This is a genomic window from Arthrobacter sp. FW306-04-A (genome assembly GCF_044358315.1).
In the GTDB taxonomy this organism is placed as follows: Bacteria; Actinomycetota; Actinomycetes; order Actinomycetales; family Micrococcaceae; genus Arthrobacter.
On sequence record NZ_CP084559.1, the window covers coordinates 535,101 to 560,023 of the forward strand.

Consider the following 24,923-nt stretch of genomic DNA (forward strand, 5'->3'; position numbering starts at 1 on the left):
AACCCCTAGCGCGGCCCGCGTTGTTAGTCCACGTCGAGTTCCGCGGCCACATCCTGCAGCAATCGCACAACGTGGCGGATGCTGGGGCTTGCTGTCATGGTCTTCCGGTACACGATTCCCACTTGGCGTTGCTGCATCGGGTTGGCCACGGGGACAGCGACCACCCCGGCGGGGAGTTCGGGCCGGCCCAGCCGGGGGACCAGCGCCACCGCGACGCCCTGCTGGACCATGGCGATATGCGTGGAAAAGTCGGGGTCGTAGACGCGGATGTCCGGTACCCGCCCCAGGCCCGCAAGGATCGCGAGCAGCGCCTCATTGCAGATGGCGCCGGCCGGGGTGCTGATCCAGCGTTCGCCCACCAAGTCGGAAGGCTCGACGGCGGTCCGGCTGGCCAATGGGTGCGCTGAGTTCAGCAGGACGTCGGCGGTGTCCAGGCAGAGGTCCTCGTGGACCATGTTCTCTGGAATGACCAAGGGTACCGAGTGCCAGTTGTGCACGACGCCGAGATCGGCTTCCCCGGTTGCGACCCTCTGGACAGCCTCGCGCGGGTCCTCGGCCACCACCCGGATTTCAAGCCCGGAACCCGCCGCGGCCGAAGAGCCGGCCGTATTCCCGGTGGAGGCCGCCGAACCAGCCCCATCCAGTTTCCCCAGCATGGGTCCCACCAGTCCGCGGCACGCCGTGGAGAATGCCACGAGCCGCAACACGCCGCTCGGTTTCGCGGGGTCCGCAAGCAGGGTGGCCTGCAGTTCCTCCAATTCGCCCAGGATGCGCCGTCCGTACTCGGCCAACGCCATGCCCCGGTCCGTCAAAAGTACGCCGCGGCCGTGGCGTTCCAGGACCGTCACGCCGCTCTGCTTCTCCAGCTTCTTGATCTGTTGGGAGACCGCCGAGGGACTGAACCCCATGGCTTCCGAGGCGGCTACCACCGAGCCTTGCTGTTCCACTGCTACGAGGGCCCGCAACGCCGCAATCTCAATCATGAAGCAAACGTACATGATTTGATCAAGAATTCAACGCTGGTGCTTCATCCGCTTGAATGTCAGAGTTGAATCGTGAATATCCGCCACTCAGCACTCGCCGCCCTTGTCGCCGTCCTTTGGGGCCTGAATTTCGTTGCGATCGATTTTGGACTCCACCCCGGAAACGGGCGTGGAGGCGCGGCCGACGTGCCCCCACTGCTGTTCGTCGCCATCCGCTTCGTGCTGGTGGTGTTCCCCTGCATCTTCTTCGTCCGCAAACCCGAGGTCAGCTGGAAGGCGATCATCGGCGTCGGGCTTTTCATGAGCGCTGGGCAGTTTGGCCTGCTCTACCTGGGCATGGCCCTCGGCATGCCGGCCGGCCTCGCCTCGCTGGTGCTGCAGGCACAAGTGCTCCTGACGGTGCTCTTGGCGGCACGGTTCCTCGGGGAGCGGCCCAGCAAACGCCAACTGACAGGGGTGGTGTTGGGTGTCGCCGGGCTTGCCCTGGTGGCGGTGGGTCGCAGCCTGGTGGCCCCGGTGGTGCCGCTCATGATCGTGCTCGCCGCCGCGTTGTCCTGGGCTGCCGGCAACATCATCGCGCGCAAGGCCAAGGCGGCCTCGGGACTGGGGCTCGTGGTCTGGTCCGGGGCCGTGGTCCCGTTGCCCTTGGCGGGCCTATCACTGATAGTGGACGGCCCGGCCGCCGTCGTCGGCACCTTCTCCAACCTGCAACCGGCAACCATTCTCAGTGCCCTGTACACGGCGGTGTTCGCCTCACTAGTGGGCTACGGCATCTGGAACCGGCTGCTCAGCCTCTACCCGAGCTCGGCGGTGGTGCCATTCACGTTGTTGGTCCCGGTGGTGGGAATGACCGCGGCGTGGTTGCTCATCGCAGAGGTCCCGACGACGGCGGAACTGGCCGGCGGCCTGCTCCTGCTGGGCGGTGTGGCGACGGCGGTGCTGCAGCAGCGCGCCAAGCCCAAACTTGCGCTGGTCGAAGATCGTCAGCGCTTGGGCGCAGGCTTGCGCTGAACTGGCGATCCCGACGTCGGGCGCTTGGCAGGGGTTGCCGGCGCCCGGGGAGCGGGGCGTTTCGTGGCCCCCGACGCCGGACGAGCGGCAGGCCGTTGGGCCGGCCGGGCCGCTGGGACAGGGCGTTGTACTGCGCGGGGTGCCTGCCGAGCGACCGGTCGGGACGCCGGAATCGGGCGTCCCTTGCGGGAACTGCGGGATGGCCACACAGCCCCCACGAACAGGACCAGTAGGGAACCGCAGCCGGCTGCGGCGGCAAGGTAGAAATAGATGTCCGAGTCCTTGGTGCTCACCGCGCTTCCCACGGCATTCTCGTCCTGGTTGAAGGCCAGGCCCCACATGCGCAGGAATGCGATTCCGAACGCGATGAACAGGATCGATGAGATGGTTCCGAGAACCAGCATGAAGTACCGGCGACGGATGAAAACCTCGGCGACGGATGCCAAGTAGCCGAGCGCCAAGACCCCGAGGAAGGTGTACATCACGGTTTCCTCAAGCGTTATGGCGAGGAGCACCAGCAAGCCAGCGGACACCACGGCAGAGATGATCGCAAGCTTTCCACTGTTCCCCATGTGACGCATGGGATTATCATCCCTGACCGGCTGGCAAGCCACGACTGATTACGCAGCAGTTGCCATACCGTTACCGCAGCACGTAGCCGCGCATGATGGTCATGATGGCCGCAATGCTCTGCTCCCGGGTGCGCTCCGGGTTGTACGTCTGCCGGTCAAGGCCCACCACGAAGATCGCCCCGAACATCGCTGCCTCGAGGCTTCCCCGGGCAATGCCGGTATCCACGGTGTACGTGGAGGCGACCTTCTCGATGGCCGCACCAATCACGGCCAACAACTCGCTGCGGAGTTCGACGAAGAGCTTGCCCCATTCGCTGGGCGTCCGCCAGTTCTCGCTGATCCAGAGGCGCGCGAAGGAGGGGTAATCGTCCATGAAGTCCATGGCTTGGCCGAGCATGGCTTCCATGGCCTCCAGCGGATCGGCGTGCAGGCCCTCGATGGTCTGGAGCCGGCCGAGCATGATGTCCACTCCGTGGCGCAACAACTGGGCGATCAGGTCGGCCTTGCTGCCGAAGTTGTAGTAGACCGTTCCCTTGGACACTCCGGCTGCGGCCGCGATCTCGTCCACCGTGACTCCAGCCGCGCCGCGCTCGCCGATCAATTCCATGGAGGCGTCGAAGAGTCGCTGCTTGGTCGCGTTGGTGCGGGCCGGACGGAGCTTCTTTTCCGGGGGTTCCGGGAAGTCCGGGTCTTGCATGCTCATACCGCGATCTCCGGCTTCAGGGTCTTGAGGGTCCAGGTCTTGTGCTTACGGACGGCCAGCGTGGACAGTGCCGCCCCCAACAAAGTGTAGCCAAGCAGCCCCAGGACAATCGGCCAGATCATGGAGAGGTCGCCACCGTAGATCAAGTGCCGCATGCCCGTCACCACGTAACCCATCGGCATGATCTCGTGCACCACGTGCAGCGGCATGGGAGTGGTTTGCCACGGGAACGTTCCGCCGGAAGACACCAGCTGCAGGACCAACAGGATCAGCACAACGAACTTTCCAGGAGTCCCCAGCAAAGCCACGATGCCCTGGATGAGGGCCGTGAACGCCATGACCGCGGCCAGCATGAACAACCACATCATCACCGGGTGAGCCGCGTTGAGGCCTAGCCCCAGGTCCACCACGAGAGTGAGGATGCTAGCCTGCAGCACGGACACCACGAAGAACGGGAGCCAGCCACCGACTGCGATTTTCCACGACGGAGCGTTCGACGCCAATGCCCGCTGCGTGATGGGACGCATGGCCTGGACCAGCATGAACACGCCGATCCAGAGGGACAACGTCAGGAAGAAGGGGGCCAGGCCTGCGCCATAGGACCCTGCCTTGGCCTGGGAAACGTTGTTGACCGCGACCGGATCCGCGATCACCTTGGACACTTCGCTCTTTTGGGCATCGTTCGGGTTCGGGACCTTCCCCGCGCCCTTGGCCAGCTCGCTCGCCAGGGTGCGGGATCCGTCTGCGGCTGTGGCGGCGCCCCTCGCCAGCTGCGCCGCGCCGTCGTCGAGCTTTGCCGCACCGTCCGCAAGAGCCGCAGTGCCGTCCACAGCAGACTGTTCGCCTGCCGCCAACGTCCCAGCGCCAGAGCTCAGGCGGTCCGCCCCGGCGGAAGCCTGGCCGATGGCGCCTGTCAGGGCAGGTGTGGCGCCCGCAAGTTTGGCGGCACCCACACTGACCGCGGCCGAGCCATTGGAGAGTTGCTGGATCTGGGCGGCATCCGCCGAGATCTTGGCCTTGGCAGCGGTGACAGGGGTGGATGCGGCGGCGGTGTCGAAGTCCCCCAGGATCTTGTTGGCCTGGTCCTGGGTGATGACTCCGGCGGACACGAGCCGCGCGTTGGAGGCCACCACGCGGTCGCGCGCTCCGGCGTCGAACGCTGAAAGCTGCCCGACGACGTCCTGGACCTTCGCGTTCAGCTGCGCGTTTCCGGCGGCTACTTGAGCGGCGCCGTCGGCGAGCTTTTGGGAATCAGCCGGGAGGGACGCGGTCTTGTTCTTCAGCTCGGCGAGTCCCGCGCTGAGCTGCCCGGCGCCGTCGTTCAGCTGATTGGCGCCGTCGCGCAGCTTGTTCTGACCCGCAAGGAGCTCGGACGCGCCGCTACGGAGCTTGCCGGTGCCGTCATGCAAAGTGGCCGCGCCGTCACTGAGCTTGCCAACGCCATCGGCAAGCTGGGAGGCGCCGTCGGAAGCTTTGACGATCGAGGCGTGGATGGTGCCGAAGCCTGTGAGGAGCTGGTTGGCGGTTTCCTCACCCACTTCCTTGGCCACTGTGGAGTGCACCGCGGTTGTGAGCTTGTCCACGATGGTGCTGAGGAGGTAGTTGTTGGCGTCGTTGGTGGTGACGTTGAGCATCGCCTGGTTGGCGGCGTCGAAGCTGCCCGGCGAGACCAGGTTGGCTGAGAAGTCCTTCGGGATCTTCAGGGCGAAGGCGTATTTGCCCGATTCAACGCCGGCGTCGGCTTCCGCCGTTGTGGCCACCCGCTGCCAATTGAAGACGTGGCTCTCCACGAGGCTGTCGGCAACCTTCTTGCCCGCCTGCAGTTCGGGGCCGTCGGCCGGCTTGGCTCCCGCGTCCTCGACGACCAGCGCGGCGTCGATCTGGTTGAGGTTTCCGTAGGGATCCCAGTTCGCATATAGGTACACGGCTCCGTATAGCAGGGGCACCATGGTCAGGGCAAGGATGGTCAGCTTAGGCAGGAGCCCGCCGGTCATGCGCTTGAGTTCGGAGCGGGCCAGCCGCAGAACAGTCACTTTGCGGTCCTTTGCAGGGTTTCGAATACGTCTTCGGGGTCTTCGGGCGCGTTGCCGAGGGGATCTGCGGCGGGTTCTGCGGGTGCCGTATGCATGACCGAGTTGCCGATCACCGCGGCCGGGCCGTCCCAGATGTCCGGGAGGGCAGAAACGACCGCGACGACGGCGAGTGGTCGCCCGGCGTCGTACGCCAACTGTTCAAGCCGCGGGAGCCAGTCCACTGTGTTCGCGCTGTGCCGGTCCGGGGAGTCGAGCACCAGGAGATCGAGGGCGGGGTCCGCGAGGGCCAGGGCTGTCAGGAGCTCAAGGCGCCGGTCCGCGGGGAGTTGCTCAATCCACAGCCCGGCGATGTCCTCGAAGCGGTTGACCTTGAGCCACGGTTTGCTGAGGAGGGCGCCACGGTAGCGGCGGGGGATGAGGGAGAGGTCCTCAGTGACGAGGTCGCGGACGCTCAGGTGCTGCTCGGGTTCGTTGACGCCGGGGGAGTCAATCAGGGCGCTCGCTGCCCGGACTTTCTTGGTCTTGGTTGAGTTGTCCCAGCTCAGGACGCCATTGCTGGCTTTCATTCGGCCGCTCAGCGCGAGCGCCAAAGCCGTTCGCTGGTCCTGGCCGTCGCCGCTCACGAGGAGGAGCTCCCCGCGCCGGGCTTCGAGGGACGTGGGAGGCAGGAGGTCGTCCCGGCGGCCGTCGATCTGGACTTGCTGTACGGACAGCACAATTAGACCTTTCGCAGAACTTGTTATCTGCTCCAATCGTAACTGAACTGACCGGTCAGTTCAAATAGATGTCAATCACAGCCCGTACTTCTCCAACAGCCGCAGCCACACCTCGCTGATGGTGGGGAACGACGGCACTGCATGCCATAGCCTGTCCAGCGGGACTTCACCAACAATCGCGATGGTGGCACCGTGCAAAAGCTCAGCTACCCCCGGTCCGGCAAATGTTGCCCCCACCACCACCTTCCGGTCCTCGTCCACCACCAGTTGCGCCCATCCTTGGTAATTCTCCGAATGCAGTTGGGAGCCGGACACGTTGATGGGGAGTTCCACCGAGCTTGCGTTGATACCCTTCTGCAGCGCCTGCTTGAGGTTCGGACCGACGGACGCTACCTCGGGATCCGTGAACACCACGCTGGGGATCGCGTACTCGTCGGCCGTTTTTGCCAAGGCGCTCCAGGGTTTCGGGGTACCGTGCAAGGTTCCGTTGGCGCGGGCCACGATGGCGTCGCCCGTGGCCCGGGCCTCGTACTTGCCCTGGTGTGTGAGGAAGGCCGAGCCCGCGGCATCGCCGGCTGCGTAGAGCCACAGCCCGCTGGTGCCGTCGCTGGCGGCGCCCTCAACCAAGCCGCTCGAGTCCGTGGTGAGGCGCAAAGCTTTGCCTTCTTCGGCGTCGAGCCCTACGTTCTCAAGGCCCAAATTGTCCAGCGCCGGCCGCCGACCCGTCGCCACCAGCAATTGATCGCAGGCCAGGACTGTCCCGTCACCGAGGGTGACAGCGAAAGAATGGTCCGAGTTTTGTTCGACCCGCGTGGTGTCAGTCCCGAGACGGAGATCGATCCCATCGGCACGGAGCCCTGCCGCAACCAACTCGGCAGCCTCCTCCGGGAACGTACTGAGCAACCTGCCGCGGGCAACGATCGTGACCGACGCGCCCAAGCGGGCGAACGCCTGGGCAAGTTCGACGCCGGCAACGCCGCCGCCCAGCACCACGAACCGTCCGGGAATGTGTTGCGCGGAGGTTGCGCCGCGGGTTGTCCAGTAGGGGATGCCGCGCAAGCCGTCGATTTTCGGAATGAGCGGTGTGGATCCGGTAGCCACAACCACGGCGTGATGAGCCTTGAGCGAGTAGCTGTTGCCGTCTTTGCCATCCACCTGGACTTCACGGGGGCCAGTGATGCGCGCTCGGCCCCGGATGAGCTCGATTCCCGTCTCCACGAGCCACTGCACTGCGCCGTCATCCTGCCACTTGTTGGTGAAGTAGTCGCGGTATTTCAGGACAGGCTCGGCATCCAGGACCTTCGTGATGGCGTCCGATGCTCCGGGCACTGATTGGGCTGTGTGCAGGGCGGTTCCAGGCCGGAGGAGCGCCTTGGACGGTATGCAGGCCCAATAGGAGCATTCCCCGCCAACGAGTTCAGCCTCCACAATGGCCGCGGTAAGGCCGCCCCGGACCACTCTGTCTGCCACGTTTTCACCCACGGCCCCGGCGCCGATCACGATGACATCGAATTCCCGGATATTCTCCTCAGCCATGGGAGAAGCCTACGCCCGCACGCAGGCTGGGATCAGGGACTCGGCGACGGATTCTGCGCCATCATGCCTCGGAGCAGAACCGCGGGGCCCGTGTTTGCAAGGATCTTTTCCGGTGCGACGCGAATGATCCAGCAAAATCCGACAGCCCTGGCTTCAGTTAGGCGTCCATCGCGCCCTTGAACCAGCCGGTGATGCTCGCCGGATGCGTGATGGCGGTACCGACGACGACGGCGAACGCCCCCGCATCGAGGGCCTGGCGGGCCTGCGCGGGGGTGTGGATGCGGCCCTCGGCGATGAGTGGCTTGCCTAGTCCGGCGCCGGCGATCTCCGCGAGGAGCTCAAGGTCCGGGCCGTCGGTCCTAGGGCGCTCTCCGGTGTACCCGGCCAGGGTGGTACCGATCAGGTCGGCACCAGCTTCGACGGCGGCCACCGCATCGGCGCAGGAACCGCAGTCGGCCATGACCAGGGCATGCGATTCGGCGTGGATTCCATCAACGGTTTGCTTTAGGCTCAAGCCGTCGGGCCGCGGGCGCCGGGTGCCATCGGTGGCCACCACATGGGCGCCGGCGTTGGCGACGGCGAGGGCGTGCCGGAGCGTGGGGGTGATGAAAACGCCGTCGTGCCCATCCTTCCAAAGCCCGATCACCGGGACCTCGACAGCCGTGCGGGTGAACTGGACGTCCGCGAGGCCCTGGACGCGAACTGCCGCGGCACCACCGATAACCGCCGACGCCGCCACCTGGCCAGTCGTCCGAGGATCGCGCATCGGCTCGCCCGGGTAGGCCTGGCAGGACACGATCAACTGCGAGCGGAGGGCTTCGAGGCCATCGGGGGTCAGGATCATGGGGGTGTCTCCTTGCGAGGGTGTTCGTGTGCGTAGTTTCGGTCAGTTCAGGACAAGCTTGGCCGCACCCACAATGGCCGCGGTATTGCCTAGCGCCGCGCGAAGCACGGGAATATCAGCGAGAGGCGCCATGAGCTCTTTCCGCACGGCGCGTTCCATGGGTTTCCACCAGAGGTCTCCGGCATCTGCGAGACCGCCGGAGACCACTACCGTCTCCGGATCGAGGATGTTGACGAGCCCACCGATCGCCTGCCCGGCGGCACCGGCGCCGACGCCGACGGCCTTGATCGCGGCAGGGTCGCCGGTGCAGTCAGCCGAAGCGGCACCATCGCCGTCGTGAGCCAAGGAAAACACGGCACGAGTATCCGGGACTTCGGGAGAGCCACCGAAACGGAGGAAGGATTCAAGAATCGCAGGGCCGGAGGCGATCGCCTCGACGTGGCCGGCGCTGCCACACACGCAGGGGAGCGCCTTACCCTCGTGATAGGCGTATGGCGAAGCAAAATGACCCACGTGCCCACCCACATAGTGGTGCCCCAAAACAGGCGAGCCATCCAGCACAAAACTGCCGCCAACCCCCGTCCCGAAAGCCACCATGAGCGAACTCGAAGACCCCGCAGCCGCCCCGCGCCACGCCTCACCAAGAGCATGCGCGTGCACATCGTTGACAGCCATGACCGAACCCCGCGGCAAGCCAAGGAGTTGCGCCAAACCCGCCGTCAACCTGGTTCCAGCCCACCCCAGAATCGCATCAGTTGCCGAAACCACCTCACCATTCACGGCATCGATGACCCCAGCCGAACCCACGCCAACACGCCCGACGTCGATTCCCTCACTCGCCGCCCGCCGCATGAGCCGCCCCACGAGCCCCGCGGTCGCCCTCAAAATAGCCTCGCCCCCACCCCGATTCAGCGTAGGAATTTGCTCCGAAAACAACACTTCCCCGTTGGCCCCCACAACCCCCGCGGCCGTCTTAGTCCCACCAAGATCAACCCCGATCACGTGCATCATGTTTGTCCTCCGGATCGTTCGATTGCTGGGTTCATCGTTGTTGGGTCACGTGTTTGCTGCGGCTTGTTTGTAGTTGGGTCAGTTGTGGCTGGGACAGCGCGGACCCATCATTTCGCCGGCGCTTAGACACCTCCCGACGTTCCGCTACGGTCGCTAAGCGACCTCCGCAGAACTCTGGTCGGCGATGCGCGCCTACGCGAAACAATGCGCCCGCGCTTTGCGCTTTCGGCTCACCGATCGGCCCGCGTAAGCGAGCCAGCGCCGCCTCCCTAGACCAGGCCGTTGCGTTCGAGGATCGTCCGGATTGCGGCGGTTTCTTCGGCGTTCAGGGAGAGCATCGGGGCGCTCATCGTGTTGGATTCGATGATGCCCATGATTTGGAGGGCGGTCTTGAAGGCGCCTAGTCCTGCTGCGCCGCCGGAGACCCGGCCGTTGGGGGTGTAGACGATGTCGAAGACGTCGGCCAGGCGGTCCTGTTCGCGGGCTGCCCCGGTCCAGTCTCCGGCTTGGGCGGCGTCGAACAGGCGGCGGTAGCCCGCGGGGTCCACGTTGCCGAGGCCGGGGACGACGCCTTGGGCGCCGGCGAGGAGGGCTCCGTCCACTACTATTTCGTGGCCCGTGAAGATGTCGAAGTTGGGGATGTCCTTGGCGGCGAGGAGCAGTTGGCGGAAGGAGACGTCGTCGCCGGAGGAGTCCTTGACGCCCGCGATCACGCCGTCGCGGCCGAGGCGTACCAGGAGGTCGGTGGGGAGCTTGAAGTGGGTGCGGACGGGGACGTCGTAGGCGAAGATCGGCTTGTCCACGGCAGCGTGGATGCTGCGGAAGTGGGTTTCGGTTTCCTGGGCATTGCCGATGGCGTAGTACATGGAGGTGACCACGATCGCGTCGGCGCCGAGGTCCACAACCTTGCGTGCTTCTTCGATGACGCGGTTGGTGGTTAGCTCGTTGGCGCCCACGATCAGGGGCACCGCACCGGCATTCGCGTCGGCGATCGTGGAGACCACCAGCTCGCGTTCTTCGTTGGTCATGTAGGGGACCTCGCCCGAGGAGCCCAACACGAAAAGGCCGGACACGCCGCCGTCGAGCAAGTGCTTGGTGACGTTCTTCAGGGACGCGGTGTCGACGCGGCCGTCGGCGTGGCGGGGGGTGATGACCGGGGGGATGACACCCTGGAACTGAGTAGACAAAGAAATCTCCGTTGTTTCGATCTGAAAGGGAAAAACTTAGGTGTGGAGCAGGCTTGGCGCGGCGCCGAGCAGCTTCTTGGTGTAGTCGTTGCTCGGGTTGTCGAATACCTGGGCCGCCGGGCCTTCCTCCACGATCTGTCCGAAGTACATGACGCAGATACGGTCGGAGACGTAGCGGACGGTCTGGATATCGTGCGAAATGAAAACCATGCCGAGGTTCAGCTGGGTTTTCAGGTCGGACAGCAGGTTCAGGACTTGGGCGCGGACGGACACGTCGAGGGCTGACGTCGGCTCGTCCGCCACGATGATGTCCGGATCCAAGGCGAGGGCGCGGGCGATCGCCACGCGCTGGCGCTGCCCGCCGGAAACTTGCGACGGCGTGACCTCGGCCGCCGATTGAGGCAAGCCGACGAGGGCCAGCAGTTCCTTCACCTTGTCCGAGCGGGACGCGGTGTTTCCGATGCCATGCACCTGCAGGGGATCGGTGAGGATGTCTTGGATGGTCATGCGCGGGTTGAGTGCCGTGGCCGGGTCCTGGAAGACCACGGATACGGCGCATCCGAATTCCTTGCGCATCCGGGCGTTGCGTTTGATGGCCGGCTTGCCGTGGAAGAGCACCTGGCCCGACGTCGGAGCCTGGAGTCCCACAAGCACCGAGGCGAGCGTGGACTTGCCGCAGCCGGACTCACCGACGATGCCGACTGTTTCGCCGCGGCTGATGCTGAAGTCCACGCCGTCGACGGCCTTGACGATGTTGGGCCGGAAGAGGCCGCCCGTGCGGGCCCTGTGGTGGACTTTGACGTGCTTGAGCTCGATGACGGGCTTGCCTGTGGAAACACTCACTTTGCGTCCTCCTTCAGGTGGCTTGCCCAGTAGTGATCGCGGTCTGCTCCGCCACCGGCGGGCTCAACAACCGCGAGGACCAATTGCTGGTTCGGGTCGGCGTCGGGCCTCAACGAGCGCGCCGCAAAGCGGTCGCCCGGGGCGAAGTCGCGCGGCGACGGAACGGTGCCGGGAATCTGGTGGAGGCGGACGGCGTCGGCCTCGATCGAAAGGACCGCGCCCAACAAACCGCGCGTGTATTCGTGTCGGGGGTTCTGCAGTAGCTCCGATGCCTGCGCGGATTCCACTACCTGACCGGCGTACATGACCGTGATGCGGTGGGCCAGGGAGGCGACCAGCGCGAGGTCATGGCTGACGAAGACCATGGCGAAGCCGAGCTGTTCGCGCAGTTCATTGAGCAGTTCCACTACCTGCTTCTGGACCGTGACGTCCAGGGCGGTGGTGGGTTCGTCTGCGACCACGATTTTCGGTGAGCGGGAGAGCGCCATGGCGATCAGCACGCGTTGGCGTTGGCCTCCAGAGAGCTCGTGCGGGTAGCTGGCGAGCGTGCGGACGGGATCGAGTTTCACCATTTCCAGCAACTCGGTGGGGGTCTTGCGGCCGCCGCGCTTGGTCAGCTGGGTCATCTGCTCCTTGATTTTCATGGATGGGTTGAGCGAACTCAGCGCATCCTGGTAGACCATGGCGATCTGTTCGCCCCGCAGGCCCTGGTAGGCCTTGGCGTTGCTGTGCGTCGAGCTGGAATCCAGGAGTTCCTTGCCATCGAAGGTGATGGAACCGGTGATCTGGGCGGTCTTCGGTAGCAGCCCCATGATCGCGAGGGAGGTGATGGACTTGCCGCAGCCGGATTCGCCCACAAGGCCCATGGTTTCCCCTTCACGGACGGTGAAGGAGACGTTGTCCACGATCGCGGTTTCGCCGAAGCGGCCGGGAAAGCGGATGGACAGGTTCTTGACCTCCAGCACGTTCCGGGCGTCGGCAGGAACCTGGGGGAGGCGGTCGGTGCGCTTGGACTCGATCGACGCGAGGAGTTCGAGTTCTTTATCTAACGCCGACATGGGGTCCAGCAGGGCGTGCGGGTTCTCTGCTGCGAGGCTCCGATCTTTCAGGACACGAGTATCGTTCAGGACCGACGCCGCGTAGTCCTCTTCGGAGAGCGGATCGCCATTGGCGGCGCGGACGCCGTCGAGCTCGTGCTGTTCGACCACGGAAGACTGGGCTACCGACGTCGCGATTTCGATATCGACGGCGGCGCCCGCCACCGCCGCGCCCGCAAAAGCAGCGGCAGCACCGTCGTCGTCCTTCACAACCGGTGCTTTCCGCAGCTTCGGGTTCACCATGGCATCGGTGAGGCCTTCGGCGAGGATGTTCAGCGCAAGCACGGTGAGCAGGATGGTGAGGCCGGCGAAGGTGGTTGCCCACCAGCCGCCGGAGAGGACCAGGTTGCGGCCGTAGGAGATCACGTTGCCCCACGACGGCGCAGGATCCTGGACGCCGGCGCCGAGGAAGGACAGCGAGGCTTCGAGAATCATGGCGTCGGCCACCATGACGGTGGCGAAAACCAGTACCGGGGCGGCGGTGTTGCGGACAATGTGCTTGAGCAGGATGTAGGCGCGGCCGGCACCCATCACGCGTTCGGCGCGGACGTAGTCTTCACCGTATTGGGAGAGGACATTGGCGCGGACCACGCGGGCGAGCTGCGGCGTGTAGATGATGGCGATCGCGATGATGATGGTGGGCACCGAGTTGCCGAACGCGGCCAGGAGTACGGCTGCGAGGGCGATGCCCGGGAACGCCATGAGGATGTCCATGAGGCGCATGATGATCTCGTTGACGGCCTTGCTGGACGTCGCGGCGAGCGAGCCAAGCACGGCACCGACGACGATCGCGAGGGCCACCGCGCCGAGGCCGATCATGAGCGAAGACTGCGAACCGTAGAGCAGCCGGGAGAAGACGTCGCGGCCCAAGCGGTCGGTGCCGAAGAAGTGGTCGGCGTCCGGCGCTTGTGCCGGAATGAACGTTTCCAGGGGATCGTGAGGCGCGATGACGGGCGCGAAGATCGCCGCCAAGGCGATGATCACGAGGAACAACAGGGCAAAACGCGATCCCCAGGGGAGAGACTTGAAGCGGACGCCCGGGGCGCTGAGCCGTTCAGCAAGTTTGCTGCGCATGGCTATACCGTCCTGATTCGGGGGTTGATGAGCAGGTACAGGAGGTCCACCACGATGTTCACCAGAACGAAGGTGACCGAGATGGTGAGGACCACGCCCTGGACCAGGTTGACGTCCAGGTTGGTGATGCCGTTGAGGATCAGCTGGCCCATGCCCGGAAGGGCGAAGATCATTTCAATCACGACGGCGCCGCCCAGGAGATAGCCCACGCGCAGTCCCAGCACGGTCACCGGAGTGACGAGCGCGTTGCGGAGGACGTTCCGGGAAACGACCTCGCGGTAAGGGATCCCGTTGCCGATGGCCGTACGCACGTAATCGCGGTCCAGTTCTTCCACCATGGACGTGCGGACAACTCGGATCAAGGAAGCGGAGACCGGGATGCCGAGCGCGAGGGCCGGGAGCGCCATCGAGTTGAGCCAGCCGCCGAAGCCGGATTCCGACGTCGCGATTCCACCCGAGGGAAACAGCGGACTGTCACCGAGCGCGAACCACTGGATGAGCAGGATGCCAAGCCAGAAGGACGGCGTCGCGATGGCTGCAATGGAGAAGACCCGGACCAACTGGTCCTGCCACTTGTCGCGGTAGAGCGCCCCGACGATGCCGAAGACCAAGGACAGGACGACGGCGATGATCACCCCGAGGAAGGTCAGCTGCAGCGTCAGCGGAAAGGCCGAGGCGATCATGGCTGCCACCGACTTGGACGGCGGGGTGGTCACGCCAAGATCGAGCTGAAGGAGCCTGCCCAGGAAACGGAAGTACTGGACGAACAGGGGATCGTTCAGGCCGTTCTCCTGGCGGTACTGCTGTTTGGCTTCCTCGCTGGCGGCTTCGCCGAGGGCCGAGCTGGCTTGGTCGCCTGGGGCTGCTTGAAGGACGAGGAAGACCAGCAGCGTGATGCCCAGGATCATCAAGGGCAATGCCGCGAGTCTGCGTCCAAGCAGGCGCAATATCATGACCAATGTGTTCTCCGGTTGCTTTGGTGCGGCCGCTGCGTGGCGGTCTCGCGGGGTAGGGCGCAGCTGGCTAGTTGGCCGCGGCTAGGCCGTGCGGCCGACGCCGATGAAGGACAGTCCCGTGGTGGGCAACGGCTTGAAGCCCGAGAGCTTCTTTTCGTCCCACGCGCTGGGGAGTTGGCGGTGGAAGAGCGGGTACAGCGGGACTTCCTCGGAGACGAGGTCCACAATTTGGCCCGTGATCTTCTTGGCATCAGCGGGCGCGGCCTGCGAGCCCTTGTCCATCAGATCCTGCAGCGTCGCACTTTCCGGAGTGGTCCAGTAGGCGCGCTTCGTCATCCAGGTGGCGCCCGAGTAGAACCAGCTCAGGAGCAGGTCTGCGTCGTTGCCGAAGACGGAAGGATCACCCGGGGCAGCGACCACGGAGAAGTCGGCCTTGCCTACCCTGTCGGAGTACAACGCGCCGGACTGTAAGTTCTTTGCGGTGACCTTGACGCCCGGGATCTTGTTCCAGGACTCCAGCATCAGTGGGGCAACGTCCTTGACCCACGCGGTGTCCGTGGTGAGTAGTTCGAATTCGAGGTCGCTTACGCCGGCCTGCTTGAGGAGGTCAGCGGCCTTCTGGGGATCGTAGCCGTAGACGTTCTTGGCCTTGACGTAGTCCGGGTGGCCCTCCTGGAAGTACGACGACGCAGCCTTGGCGTTGCCGAACAGGGCCTTTTTGATGATGGCGTCCTTGTCCAGCCCGTAGTGGAGCGCCTGGCGGACCAGCTTGTTGTTGAACGGCGCCTTCGCGCAGTTGAACATCAGGAACAGGAGACCGAACGACTGCACGGATTCAACCCGCGCCTTGGACTTGAGTCCGTCCACGTCCAGGTAGGGGACGTCTTCGATCGCTTGGACGCGGCCCGACTGGACCGCGGTGACGCGGGCGGCGGCGTCTGAAAGCAACAGCCAGGTCATGCCCTTTGCGAGTGCAGGTTTGGGGCCGTTGTAGTCGGCGAATGCTTCGAAGACGATCTTGTCGTCCTTGACGGCCGAGATCAGCTTGTAGGGGCCGGAACCGACCGGCTTGGCATCGAAGCCCTTCTGGTCAGTAGAAGCCAGCGCTTTCGGAACCACCTTCACCACGGAGATTCGCGGTCCGAAGCCCGGGAAGGGGTACTTCAGGGAGAACTCGACCGTCTTGGCATCAAGGGCCTTGACATCCTTGATGAAGGGAATGAACTGGGAGAACAAGGACTTGTTGGCGGGGTCCATCACGCGGGTGAAGGAGTAGGCCACGTCTTCAGTGGTGACGGGGGAGCCGTTGTGGAACTTGGCGCCGTCGCGGATCGTCACCTGGTATGTGGTGTCGTTGATCTTCTTGGGGTCGCTGGCGGCTAATGCGTTGTAGGGCTCGCGGGTGGCCGGGTGGAGTTCCACGAGGCCTTCGAAGATGTGCAGGTTGGCGGCCAGAGGCGTGGCGCCGGAGGAGGTCAGCGGGTCGAAACCCGTGGACAAGGCATAGGAGATGCCGGCCTCGATGGTGAGGTCCTTGTTGACGCCAGCGGCGTTGCTTGCTCCGCCCGTGGTGGTGGCGGCAGGACCACCACATGCCGACAGGGTTGCGGTGAAAGCTGCAGCAGCGCCAACCGCTCCGCTTAGCTTGAGGAAGTTGCGTCGGCTGGCATCGCTGACCAGCGGCAGTTTGTTAATCGTGTTGCTCATAAGATGCCTCACCATTCAAGTTTTTCTGGTTATCGGATGTAGGACATCCGATGCTCGTAAAGGAAACTGTAAGGGCGGTCACATGAAGTCGTCAAGCGAGATGTGGATCACTGGCTGTGGCGCCGCCGGCTGTGGCGCGGCCGGCGGGCTGCGGCGCCGTCCACCTTGGCCGCTGCGGCTCGCCGCCTACCTTGGCCGGTCAGTCAAAAATCGAGGCAAACATCTATCAAGGAGATGGGACATCCGATATTGTATGTTGCGAAGCATTGTATTCTCGGTGGGCGCTAGGCTCACCTCAACATTAACACCGCACTGATTCCTTGTCCCGGTTCCTCAAAGGGACCGGCCAGGGATGAGTACTTTTGCAAGGAGAGCCATGACCACTTCCGGTGTCGTTCCGCAGGCGCGGTTCAGCGCACAGGCCCGGCTCAGGGCACTGCAAGCGGACATTATGGAATTGATCCTCGAACGCGAGCTTGAGGCGGGTGATCCTTTGCCCACGGAAAACGAACTCTCCATGGCGCTGGGGGTAGGCCGGAACACCCTGCGAGAATCCCTGAAAGTGCTGCAGGCCCTGGGTGTCATCGAGATTCGCCACGGCTTTGGCATGTTCGTGGCCCCCAGCAACTTCGAGGCGCTCGCTGACGGCCTGACGTTCCGGGGTCGTTTGTCGCTGCGTCATCAGGGCCTCGAGGCACTGCAGCTCGTCGATGTGCGGCAGGCCCTCGAATCCGGGCTGATCGGCTCGTCCATGGACGTGATGGGTACCGAACAGCTCGCTTTGATCGAGGAGGCCGTCAAGCAAATGGAAGGGCTCGCGCAAACCGGCGAGAACTTCGTAGCCGCCGACGCCGAGTTCCACCGCCGGCTGTTCGAACCGCTGAACAACGAGCTCCTCATCAACCTCATGGGCGTCTTCTGGAAGGTCTACCGGAAGATCCACGTGGAGATCGGCTCCGCCAACGAAGACCTTGTGGCCACCGCGGCGATGCACCGAAACATCTATGCCGCCGTCGCAACCGGAGACAAGACAGCGGCTGCCGAACTGCTCAACCGCCACTTCGACGGGATTCGTCGCCGCATCAGCGAGGCCGTCGCACCGTAACGCCTGGCACCCGCCGTCGTACTTTCTGATGAAGTGCGACGGGGCCCTTGGCGTTGCGCGGCCGTCTCTCCGGCGGCTGTGCCGTCCTGACCTTCTTTGGTTTGGGAAAGGGCTTGCGACACGGCGAGCCGCGTCATTCCGGGGCTTTGGCGCGCCAAAGAGGGGCAGGAAGGCGCGGGCAGGCGAACCCATGCCGAGGTAGAGGTTGGATTCTGCTGGATCACTCCCTTTGCCAAAGGCCCCCCGCTGCTTGATTCCAAGGGTGCTGCCCCTGGCAGCGCCAGTGATCCAGCAGAATCGTACCCGGGCAGGACAAGCAAGGGGGGACGGTACGGCAACCCCAACTCGAGCCAGGAAATTAACGAAAAAAGACCCGCACCGGTCCCGGTGCGGGTCTTCATTTTGTGCGCCCAGAGGGATTCGAACCCCCGGCCTTCTGTTCCGTAGACAGACGCTCTATCCAGCTGAGCTATGGGCGCATTTTGGTGATTCTCGGGAGTTTCAAACTCGCTCCCCCCTCGAACCTCAATAAACTTTACGCGAGATCCCTGTTGGTGCCAAATCGGCGTGGTGTAATCTGCCTAACTAGACCGGTCTATGTGACCTTAGTCACTAAATTTGAGAAATCCCCGACGCGGATCCTTGATTTTTAGGGGTTTTGCTCCGAAATGGTCAAGAGATCCCACGTCCCAACCCGGATTGGTCTACTCCGCGACCCCTAGCATTTAGGACACACCACTGAACCCGAGGAAGGGAACCACGATGGGCGATCTGGCGCGACTGCCGCTGCTTGAGAAGGCACCCACTACGCATGCACGCCTGCTGGCCTGGGTGGAGGAAGTAGCCGAGCTGACACAGCCGGACCGCATCCACTGGGTTGACGGTAGCGAGGCTGAAAACAAGAAGCTGACCGACGAACTCGTCGCGGCCGGCACCCTGAAGAGGCTGAACCAAGAGCTCTTCCCCAACTCTTTCGCTGCATTCTCTGATCCCGCGGACGTAGCCCGCGTGGAAGAGCAGACCTACATCTGCTCCGAGAAGAAGCACGACGCCGGCTTCACCAACAACTGGATGGCTCCAGCCGAGATGAAGCAGAAGCTGCGCGGACTGTTCGCCGGCTCCATGCGTGGCCGCACCATGTACGTCATTCCGTTCGTCATGGGCCACCTGGACGCTGAAGACCCCAAGTTCGGCGTCGAGATCACCGACTCCGCCTACGTTGTTGCCTCGATGCGCATCATGGCCCGCATCGGCACTGACGTCCTGGAACGTATCACCCAGACCGACGCGTTCTTTGTCCCTGCACTGCACTCCCTGGGCGCTCCGTTGGAAGCCGGCCAGGCAGACGTTGCGTGGCCTTGCAACCCGGACAAGTGGATCGTGCACTTCCCGGAAGAACGCTCCATCTGGTCCTTCGGCTCGGGCTACGGCGGCAACGCCCTCCTTGGCAAGAAGTGCTACGCCTTGCGCATCGCGTCCGTCATGGCCCGCGACGAAGGCTGGCTGGCCGAGCACATGCTCATCCTGAAGCTGACTTCGCCTGAGCAGAAGACCTACTACATCTCTGCGGCGTTCCCCTCCGCTTGCGGCAAGACCAACCTCGCGCTGCTCGACCCCACCATCAAGGGCTGGAAGGTGGAGACTCTCGGCGACGACATCACCTGGATGCGCTTCGGTAAGGAAGGCGAGCTCCGCGCCGTCAACCCCGAGGCTGGTCTGTTCGGCGTCGCTCCCGGCACCGGTTGGGGCACCAACCCCAACGCCATGCGCGCCATCGCCAAGGGCAACAGCATCTTCACCAACGTCGCGCTGACCGACGACGGCGGCGTCTGGTGGGAGGGCATGACAAAGGAAACTCCGGCGCACCTGACTGACTGGCAGGGCAACTCGTGGACCCCTGGCTCCGACAAGCCTGCGGCACACCCGAACTCCCGCTTCTGCACGCCGATCGACCAGATTGACATGCTGGCCGAGGAATACTTCAGCCCCGAAGGCGTGGAACTCTCCGCAATCCTCTTCGGCGGGCGCCGCAAGACGACCATCCCGCTGGTCACCGAGGCCCGCGACTGGTCCAACGGCATCTTCATGGGTTCTACGTTGTCCTCCGAGACCACCGCTGCTGCGGCCGGTGCCGTCGGCGTCGTGCGTCGCGACCCCATGGCCATGCTGCCGTTCATCGGCTACGACGCAGGTGACTACCTGAACCACTGGGTGAACCTGTCCGCCAAGGCCAATTCACTTGGACAAAACCGACTGCCCAAGATCTTCCTGGTCAACTGGTTCCGCCGCACCGCTGAGGGCGGCTTCGCATGGCCCGGCTTCGGTGACAACGCCCGTGTCCTCAAGTGGGCCATCGAGCGCCTCGAAGGCAAGGCCGACGCCGTCGAGACTCCTATCGGCTTCGTGCCGACGGGCGAGTCCATCGATCTCGAAGGACTGGACATGACCCCCGCCGAGGTGGAAGCCGCAGTTCGCGTCGACCCCGCCGAGTGGAAAACCGAACTGGCATCCATCGAGGAATGGTACGCAAAGTTCGGCGATTCCCTGCCGGCCGCGCTGGTGGCCGAACTCGAAGGCCTCAAGTCCCGGCTGGCCTAGACCACACAGTACGACACGACACAGTACGACGGCGGTCCCGCACCTGGCGAATTCTGGGTGCGGGACCGCCGTCGTCGTTTCCTTGATTCCAGCCATTGTGCTGCGCAAGCGGCGAGAGTAGCTTTTAGAGAACCAGCAGTTCTCTAATTTCCGGGACCGGGCCATGGACGATGCCCAGCAGCACACCACGAGAGTCCACTCTGCCATCAGGACGGCGCTGCCTGGCATCCTGTTGGTGATGTTCCTCGGCGCCTTGGACCAGACTGTGATGGCCTCGGCCCTCCCTACTGTCGCCGGGGACCTGGGCGGCCTGGATCAGATGTCCACCATCATCACCGGCTACCTCGTCGCCGCCACGGCCGCCATGCCGCTCACGGGCAAACTGGGCGACGCATTCGGGCGCAAACGGATCCTGCAGGCTTCCCTTATTTTCTTCATCATCGGGGCGGGACTGTGCTCGCTGGCGCAGTCCGTGCCGCAGCTCATCGCTTTCCGCGCGATTCAGGGCATCGGCGGTGGAGGGCTCATGATCGGGGCACAGTCGGTCATCGGCGAACTTGTCAGTCCCCGCGAGCGCGGCAGGCTTCTGGGCATCATCGGCGCAGCCTTCGTGATGGCCGCGGTGGCCGGACCTTTGGCAGGCGGCGCGGTGGTGGACCATTTCTCCTGGCGCTGGATCTTCTACTTCTACGTTCCGCTCGGGTTGGCTGCTCTTGCCGTGGTGACCTTTACGTTGCGGCTCCCGGTCACCCCGCGCGGACGGCGCGTGGACTACGGAGGTGCGGCCTTACTGGGCCTTGCCATCGTCGCGGTGATTTTCCTCTCCAGCGGTGGCAACTATGCCGGGCCGGTTTGGGTGGCTCCGGTCCTCGGGGCTGTGGCCCTTGTGACACTGGGGGCTTGGCTGTTCAGGGCGCGCCGCACGGTTGATCCGATCATCCCCTTGTCCCTGTTCCGGGACCCTGCCTTTGCCATACCGACCGCAGTGAGCTTCCTGGTCGGCTTTGCGATGTTCGCCACGCTGAATTACCTTCCGGCGTTTTTGCAGGTGGGGATGGGCATGTCGGCCACGGCGTCCGGCGGCATGTTGATTGCGTTGATGGTTGGCTTTCTGCTCACGACGTCGGGATCCGGCGCGCTGATCACCCTCACCGGACGCTACAAGCTGTATCCGGTGGCCGGAACGATGCTTGCGGTTCCCGGAATCTGGCTTTTCAGCACCATGGACTCGGGTAGCAGCCCCTGGCTCGTCCTGCTCTCAATGCTGTTTCTCGGGCTTGGAATTGGACTCGTCATGCAGGTCATGGTGCTCGTGGTGCAGAACTCCGTTGAGCGCCGCGACCTTGGCGCTGCGACCTCAACGGTGACCTTTCTCCGCCAAGTGGGTGCCGCCGTCGGCGTGGCTGTTTTGGGTTCCCTGATCACTGCGCGGTTTTCCGCGGCGGTCCCGGCACCGCTGGCCGCCGCTTTGGGCGACCGCATCAAATCCTTGACGCCCAAGGCCCTGGAAGCGCTGCCAGCCGCGGACCGCATCGCGGTTGCCCAGGCGTTCGGCCATGCGGTTCCGCCGGTTTTTGGTTTTGCCGCTGTGGTGCTGGCCGTGGCCTTCGTTTTGACGCTCTTCCTCCCCGAGCGGGAACTGCGGACCACCGCGCACGCAGACACCGCGCACTCCGAGGCTGCAATCCCAGAAGCTTCCGATCCCGCCGACACCACCGCACCAGGAGCCCAAAATGACTGAGCAAACCGCAGCCCCGCTGGCCGATTTCGGCGCTAGGGACATCGCCGTCGCGGGCGGTAAGGGCGCTGCTTTGGGGGAACTGGTGCGCCAGGGGTTTCCGGTGCCGCCGGGCTTCATCATCACCACGGGCGCGTACCTGTCCTTCCTGGCGGAAACGAAAGTGGGGGTGGAGCTGAATAACCTGCTGTCCAGCTTGAGCGACGCGCCCGATGCCGGAGCGCCCGACGGCGGTGACGGAACCGGCGGCGCCGACATCCGGGCCCTCTTTGCCGGGGCGGAAATGCCCGGTTCGCTGCGGCAGGAGATCCTCGATGCCTATACGAAGCTGGGCGGCGGAGCTGTCGCAGTCCGGTCCAGTGCCACGGCGGAGGATCTGCCGGGTGCCGCGTTTGCCGGCCAGCAGGACACCTACCTCAACGTGCTTGGCGAGGACGATGTAGTTCAGTCGGTCGTCGCTTGTTGGGCGTCGTTGTGGACCGACCGGGCCATGGCCTACCGCCGACGGCAGGGGATCGACCCGCACGAGGTGGCTATCGCCGTCGTCGTGCAAAAAATGGTGCCGGCCGCCATGGCGGGTGTCATGTTTACTGCGAACCCGGTCACGGGCGAGCGGGGTGAGATGGTGGTGGACTCAAATCCCGGGCTGGGGGAGGCCGTGGTCTCGGGTCGCGTGACGCCGGAGCACTACGTCCTAGATCGTCGGGGTAAGGTTCTTGGCTTCACGCCGGGCGGCCGCGAGGTGGTGATCAGCGCGGCAGCGGGCGGTGGTACGCGGGAAAGGCCTGGCACGCCCGCCGCCAAGCCAGGGCTCGTCGCAGAGCAATTGGCGGAGCTGGCCCGGCTGGGACAGGAAGCCCAGCAGCATTTCGGCCGGCCACAGGACATCGAGTGGGCTGTGGCCGGGGGCGTGCTGTACGTGCTGCAGTCGCGCCCGATGACCGCACTCCCGCCGCAACCGCCCAGCCTCAACGCGGTCCAAAGGCGGGTGGGGCCGTTCTTCATCGAGATGTTCCAGGAACGGCCGTATCCGTTGGACGTCTCCGGGTGGATGAGCCGGGGAATCCTGGCCATGTTGCAAGGGATGGCCGGGAGCGTGGGCGTAGTCTTCCCGAGGGTTGAGGAGTTGTTGCCGGAAGACGACGGCGTGGTGGTGCAGCTCATCCCACCGGTGCCGCGCCCGACCATCCGGACGCTCGCCGCGCCTGTGTCTTTGCTACGCCGGTCAAGGCGATTCAAGCCCGAAGCGTGGACCCAAGATCCGCGCTTCGCCCTTTTCCTTGGCAATGTCGAACGAATCAACGGCAAAGATCCCGGTCTGCTGCCATGGGGTGCAACGATTGCATTTCTGGAGGATTGCTTCGCGACGATGCAGGATATCACGGACCTTAGGGTCTCTTACCTGCCCGGCGTTCTCGTGCCTGCGCTGAAGATGCGGTTTATGCTCCTGTTCCTCGGCAAGATAAGGCTTGCGCCTGCGCTGATCGCGGGTGCGGAAACCAGGACGAGCCAGGCGAATCGGGCACTTGAACGGCTCGCTTCCCTTGCGGCAGAGGACTCGAGCCTGTCACGCGCCTTTCTCGAAGCAGACCCCCGCCAATTGCTGGACCTGGTGGAAAAGGATCCCGAGCATCGTGCTTTCAGGGAGGCATTCGAGGCATTTCAGCTCGAATACGGCCACCGGGAAACCACCAGCGTTGTCCTGAGCAGTTCGCCCACTTGGTCCGATGCTCCCGAGGTGGTTCTTGGCCTGGTGAAAGCCATGTCGGGAGAGCGGCACCAAACGGCCGACCAGACCGGGACGGCGCTAGCGGAATTGGAGCGTCACCCGGCTCTCCGTTACGAACCAGTGAGACGGACAGTGCTCGCCGCCGTCGAGTCCGCCCGAGCCGGAATGGCGTTCCGCGAGGACAGCCACTTCTACGCCACCAAGGCCATCCCGCCCATCCGCCGCGCCTACCGGGAGCTCGGCCGCCGGTTGGTGTTGGCTGGCGTGATCGACGAACCCGACGACATCTATCACCTGCGGTTCGAGGAATTGGAATCCATCACGGACGCGGACGACGGCGGTGCGCTGCCACCTTCCCTACGGGATCGTTACCGGCCGCTGGTGCTGGCGCGGGCGGCGAAACGGCGTGAGCTGGAGGGTATTCCGCTGCTTGATCCGGCTTTGCTGTTTGGCCGAGATCACCGTGGTCGAGGCCGCCGCTTGTCAGGGGCCCTTGTCTCCGGTACTCCGGCCAGCCGTGGCCAAGCAAGCGGATTTGTCCGCGTGATCCGGGGGCCCGCCGAGTTCGGCCAGCTCCGCAGCGGCGAAATCCTGGTCTGCCCGTACACCAACCCTGCTTGGACGCCGTTGTTCCAACGCGCCGCCGCGGTTGTAGTGGATGCCGGCGGACTCGGCTCCCATGCGGCGATCGTGGCCAGGGAATACGGAATTCCGGCTGTCATGGGCACAGGTTCGGCAACCAGCATCTTGGCTGACGGGCAGTGGGTGCTCGTGGACGGGAATCTGGGAGTGGTCCTGCCGGCCGCTTCATCTGCGAGTGCTTGACATGGCGGAGCAGCAGGACTTTTTGCCGGTACGGCAGGACCACCGCAAACTGCCGCGCCGGCGCGGGGCTGCCCTGAACAGCGCAATTTTCGAAGCAGTCCGGGCGGAGATCGCCGAATTCGGGTACGCCGCGCTGACCATGGACGGCGTCGCCGAGCGCGCCCGGGCGAGCAAAGCCTCGCTCTATCGGCGGTGGCCCGGGCGTGCGGCGTTGGTGCTTGATGCGGCCTACGATGCCATGCCCAGTCCTTCTTCCGCGCCGGATACAGGTAGCCTGCGCGAGGACGCCCTGGCGATCCTGCGGCTTGTAGCGCAACAGCTGGAAGGAGAAGTGGGGCAAGCCATGCGCGGGCTATTGGGGGAAGCGCTCCAGAACCCAGCGGTGGCCGCTGAAGTCCACGAATACACGCGTGGCAACGTAGGAAAGATCATGCGCGCCATTATTGAGCAGGCTGCGGCGCGCGGCGAATGCGATCCGAGTGTGGCCACGGAGGCAAGAATCGAGGCCGGCCCCGCCTTGTTGCGGCAGCGGTTTATCTTCTCGGGAGCACCGATCGATGACGATTTCCTGGTGAAGGTGGTGGACGAGGTGATGCTGCCGCTGCTGGTGGTCAGCCAGCCCAACTGAGTCGCAGTTGTTGTCGTTATGCGGCCT

At 64.5% G+C, this 24,923-nt stretch carries 19 protein-coding genes and 1 tRNA gene; 6 read left to right on the top strand and 14 right to left on the bottom strand.

The annotated features are described in order from the left end of the window. Window positions 1-23 precede the first annotated feature (23 nt). Window positions 24-983 (bottom strand): LysR family transcriptional regulator, encoded by a 960-nt coding sequence (locus tag LFT43_RS02590; RefSeq protein WP_395800974.1) that lies wholly within the window; start codon window positions 981-983, stop codon window positions 24-26. Between the two features lie 72 nt (window positions 984-1,055). On the opposite strand from LFT43_RS02590, the gene LFT43_RS02595 reads away from it, so the two are divergent. Beyond that, window positions 1,056-1,994, top strand: coding sequence for an EamA family transporter (locus LFT43_RS02595; RefSeq protein ID WP_395800976.1), 939 nt, complete (start codon window positions 1,056-1,058; stop codon window positions 1,992-1,994). Here LFT43_RS02595 and LFT43_RS02600 read toward each other — a convergent pair. From LFT43_RS02600 to LFT43_RS02655, 12 genes are all read right to left on the bottom strand, one after another. Beyond that, window positions 1,967-2,566: a hypothetical protein gene (locus LFT43_RS02600; RefSeq protein WP_395800977.1), complete on the bottom strand. Its 600-nt coding sequence runs from the start codon at window positions 2,564-2,566 to the stop codon at window positions 1,967-1,969. The two genes, LFT43_RS02595 and LFT43_RS02600, sit on opposite strands and share 28 nt — an antisense overlap. A gap of 70 nt (window positions 2,567-2,636) precedes the next feature. Next, window positions 2,637-3,269 carry a TetR/AcrR family transcriptional regulator gene (locus LFT43_RS02605; RefSeq protein WP_395800979.1) on the bottom strand — a complete coding sequence of 211 codons (633 nt, stop codon included), beginning with the start codon at window positions 3,267-3,269 and terminating at the stop codon, window positions 2,637-2,639. Continuing rightward, the gene (locus LFT43_RS02610; protein WP_395800981.1) at window positions 3,266-5,302 is read right to left on the bottom strand and encodes a YhgE/Pip family protein; all 2,037 of its coding nucleotides are present in this window, start codon (window positions 5,300-5,302) and stop codon (window positions 3,266-3,268) included. Before LFT43_RS02610 ends, LFT43_RS02605 begins: the two co-directional genes overlap by 4 nt. Next, window positions 5,299-6,018 (bottom strand): ABC transporter ATP-binding protein, encoded by a 720-nt coding sequence (locus tag LFT43_RS02615; RefSeq protein WP_395800983.1) that lies wholly within the window; start codon window positions 6,016-6,018, stop codon window positions 5,299-5,301. The genes LFT43_RS02610 and LFT43_RS02615 overlap by 4 nt, the downstream gene beginning before the upstream one ends. Before the next feature lie 75 nt (window positions 6,019-6,093). Next, on the bottom strand, window positions 6,094-7,554 hold the full coding sequence (locus LFT43_RS02620; RefSeq protein ID WP_395800985.1) for a dihydrolipoyl dehydrogenase family protein: 1,461 nt from the start codon (window positions 7,552-7,554) through the stop codon (window positions 6,094-6,096). 157 nt (window positions 7,555-7,711) lie between these two features. Continuing rightward, window positions 7,712-8,398: an N-acetylmannosamine-6-phosphate 2-epimerase gene (locus LFT43_RS02625; RefSeq protein WP_395800987.1), complete on the bottom strand. Its 687-nt coding sequence runs from the start codon at window positions 8,396-8,398 to the stop codon at window positions 7,712-7,714. A gap of 42 nt (window positions 8,399-8,440) precedes the next feature. Continuing rightward, on the bottom strand, window positions 8,441-9,409 hold the full coding sequence (locus LFT43_RS02630; RefSeq protein ID WP_395800989.1) for an ROK family protein: 969 nt from the start codon (window positions 9,407-9,409) through the stop codon (window positions 8,441-8,443). Window positions 9,410-9,678: 269 nt separating this feature from the next. Then, complete coding sequence (locus LFT43_RS02635; protein ID WP_395800991.1) at window positions 9,679-10,596, bottom strand: dihydrodipicolinate synthase family protein; 918 nt, start codon at window positions 10,594-10,596, stop codon at window positions 9,679-9,681. A gap of 36 nt (window positions 10,597-10,632) precedes the next feature. After that, window positions 10,633-11,439 (bottom strand): ATP-binding cassette domain-containing protein, encoded by an 807-nt coding sequence (locus LFT43_RS02640; RefSeq protein ID WP_395800993.1) that lies wholly within the window; start codon window positions 11,437-11,439, stop codon window positions 10,633-10,635. Then, window positions 11,436-13,610: a dipeptide/oligopeptide/nickel ABC transporter permease/ATP-binding protein gene (locus tag LFT43_RS02645; RefSeq protein WP_395800995.1), complete on the bottom strand. Its 2,175-nt coding sequence runs from the start codon at window positions 13,608-13,610 to the stop codon at window positions 11,436-11,438. Before LFT43_RS02645 ends, LFT43_RS02640 begins: the two co-directional genes overlap by 4 nt. A gap of 2 nt (window positions 13,611-13,612) precedes the next feature. Then, the gene (locus LFT43_RS02650) at window positions 13,613-14,518 is read right to left on the bottom strand and encodes an ABC transporter permease (protein ID WP_395802863.1); all 906 of its coding nucleotides are present in this window, start codon (window positions 14,516-14,518) and stop codon (window positions 13,613-13,615) included. Between the two features lie 129 nt (window positions 14,519-14,647). After that, window positions 14,648-16,288, bottom strand: coding sequence for an ABC transporter substrate-binding protein (locus tag LFT43_RS02655; protein WP_395800997.1), 1,641 nt, complete (start codon window positions 16,286-16,288; stop codon window positions 14,648-14,650). A gap of 361 nt (window positions 16,289-16,649) precedes the next feature. Between LFT43_RS02655 and LFT43_RS02660 the strand changes: the two genes are divergently transcribed. Beyond that, the gene (locus tag LFT43_RS02660) at window positions 16,650-17,378 is read left to right on the top strand and encodes a FadR/GntR family transcriptional regulator (RefSeq protein ID WP_395800999.1); all 729 of its coding nucleotides are present in this window, start codon (window positions 16,650-16,652) and stop codon (window positions 17,376-17,378) included. Between the two features lie 405 nt (window positions 17,379-17,783). On the opposite strand, the gene LFT43_RS02665 is transcribed toward LFT43_RS02660, so the two are convergent. Further along, window positions 17,784-17,857, bottom strand: a tRNA-Arg gene (locus LFT43_RS02665). 283 nt (window positions 17,858-18,140) lie between these two features. Here LFT43_RS02665 and LFT43_RS02670 point away from each other — a divergent pair. The 4 genes from LFT43_RS02670 (at window position 18,141) to LFT43_RS02685 (ending at window position 24,896) form a co-directional block, all read left to right on the top strand. Beyond that, the gene (locus LFT43_RS02670) at window positions 18,141-19,976 is read left to right on the top strand and encodes a phosphoenolpyruvate carboxykinase (GTP) (RefSeq protein WP_395801001.1); all 1,836 of its coding nucleotides are present in this window, start codon (window positions 18,141-18,143) and stop codon (window positions 19,974-19,976) included. A 163-nt stretch (window positions 19,977-20,139) separates the two neighbouring features. After that, complete coding sequence (locus LFT43_RS02675; RefSeq protein ID WP_395801003.1) at window positions 20,140-21,717, top strand: MDR family MFS transporter; 1,578 nt, start codon at window positions 20,140-20,142, stop codon at window positions 21,715-21,717. Beyond that, window positions 21,710-24,268 carry a PEP/pyruvate-binding domain-containing protein gene (locus tag LFT43_RS02680; protein WP_395801005.1) on the top strand — a complete coding sequence of 853 codons (2,559 nt, stop codon included), beginning with the start codon at window positions 21,710-21,712 and terminating at the stop codon, window positions 24,266-24,268. Before LFT43_RS02675 ends, LFT43_RS02680 begins: the two co-directional genes overlap by 8 nt. 1 nt (window position 24,269) lies before the next feature. Beyond that, window positions 24,270-24,896: a TetR/AcrR family transcriptional regulator gene (locus tag LFT43_RS02685; protein ID WP_395801007.1), complete on the top strand. Its 627-nt coding sequence runs from the start codon at window positions 24,270-24,272 to the stop codon at window positions 24,894-24,896. The last annotated feature ends 27 nt before the right edge of the window (window positions 24,897-24,923 follow it).

Excerpts from the sequence above, each read along its gene's own strand:
- LFT43_RS02590 (WP_395800974.1), bottom strand. The coding sequence starts at position 983 with ATGATTGAGATTGCGGCGTTGCGGGCCCTCGTAGCAGTGGAACAGCAA.
- LFT43_RS02600 (WP_395800977.1), bottom strand. The coding sequence starts at position 2,566 with ATGGGGAACAGTGGAAAGCTTGCGATCATCTCTGCCGTGGTGTCCGCT.
- LFT43_RS02605 (WP_395800979.1), bottom strand. The coding sequence starts at position 3,269 with ATGAGCATGCAAGACCCGGACTTCCCGGAACCCCCGGAAAAGAAGCTC.
- LFT43_RS02620 (WP_395800985.1), bottom strand. The coding sequence starts at position 7,554 with ATGGCTGAGGAGAATATCCGGGAATTCGATGTCATCGTGATCGGCGCC.
- LFT43_RS02625 (WP_395800987.1), bottom strand. The coding sequence starts at position 8,398 with ATGATCCTGACCCCCGATGGCCTCGAAGCCCTCCGCTCGCAGTTGATC.
- LFT43_RS02630 (WP_395800989.1), bottom strand. The coding sequence starts at position 9,409 with ATGATGCACGTGATCGGGGTTGATCTTGGTGGGACTAAGACGGCCGCG.
- LFT43_RS02645 (WP_395800995.1), bottom strand. The coding sequence starts at position 13,610 with ATGCGCAGCAAACTTGCTGAACGGCTCAGCGCCCCGGGCGTCCGCTTC.
- LFT43_RS02650 (WP_395802863.1), bottom strand. The coding sequence starts at position 14,518 with ATGATCCTGGGCATCACGCTGCTGGTCTTCCTCGTCCTTCAAGCAGCC.
- LFT43_RS02655 (WP_395800997.1), bottom strand. The coding sequence starts at position 16,288 with ATGGTGAGGCATCTTATGAGCAACACGATTAACAAACTGCCGCTGGTC.
- LFT43_RS02660 (WP_395800999.1), top strand. The coding sequence starts at position 16,650 with ATGACCACTTCCGGTGTCGTTCCGCAGGCGCGGTTCAGCGCACAGGCC.
- LFT43_RS02670 (WP_395801001.1), top strand. The coding sequence starts at position 18,141 with ATGGGCGATCTGGCGCGACTGCCGCTGCTTGAGAAGGCACCCACTACG.
- LFT43_RS02675 (WP_395801003.1), top strand. The coding sequence starts at position 20,140 with ATGGACGATGCCCAGCAGCACACCACGAGAGTCCACTCTGCCATCAGG.
- LFT43_RS02680 (WP_395801005.1), top strand. The coding sequence starts at position 21,710 with ATGACTGAGCAAACCGCAGCCCCGCTGGCCGATTTCGGCGCTAGGGAC.
- LFT43_RS02685 (WP_395801007.1), top strand. The coding sequence starts at position 24,270 with ATGGCGGAGCAGCAGGACTTTTTGCCGGTACGGCAGGACCACCGCAAA.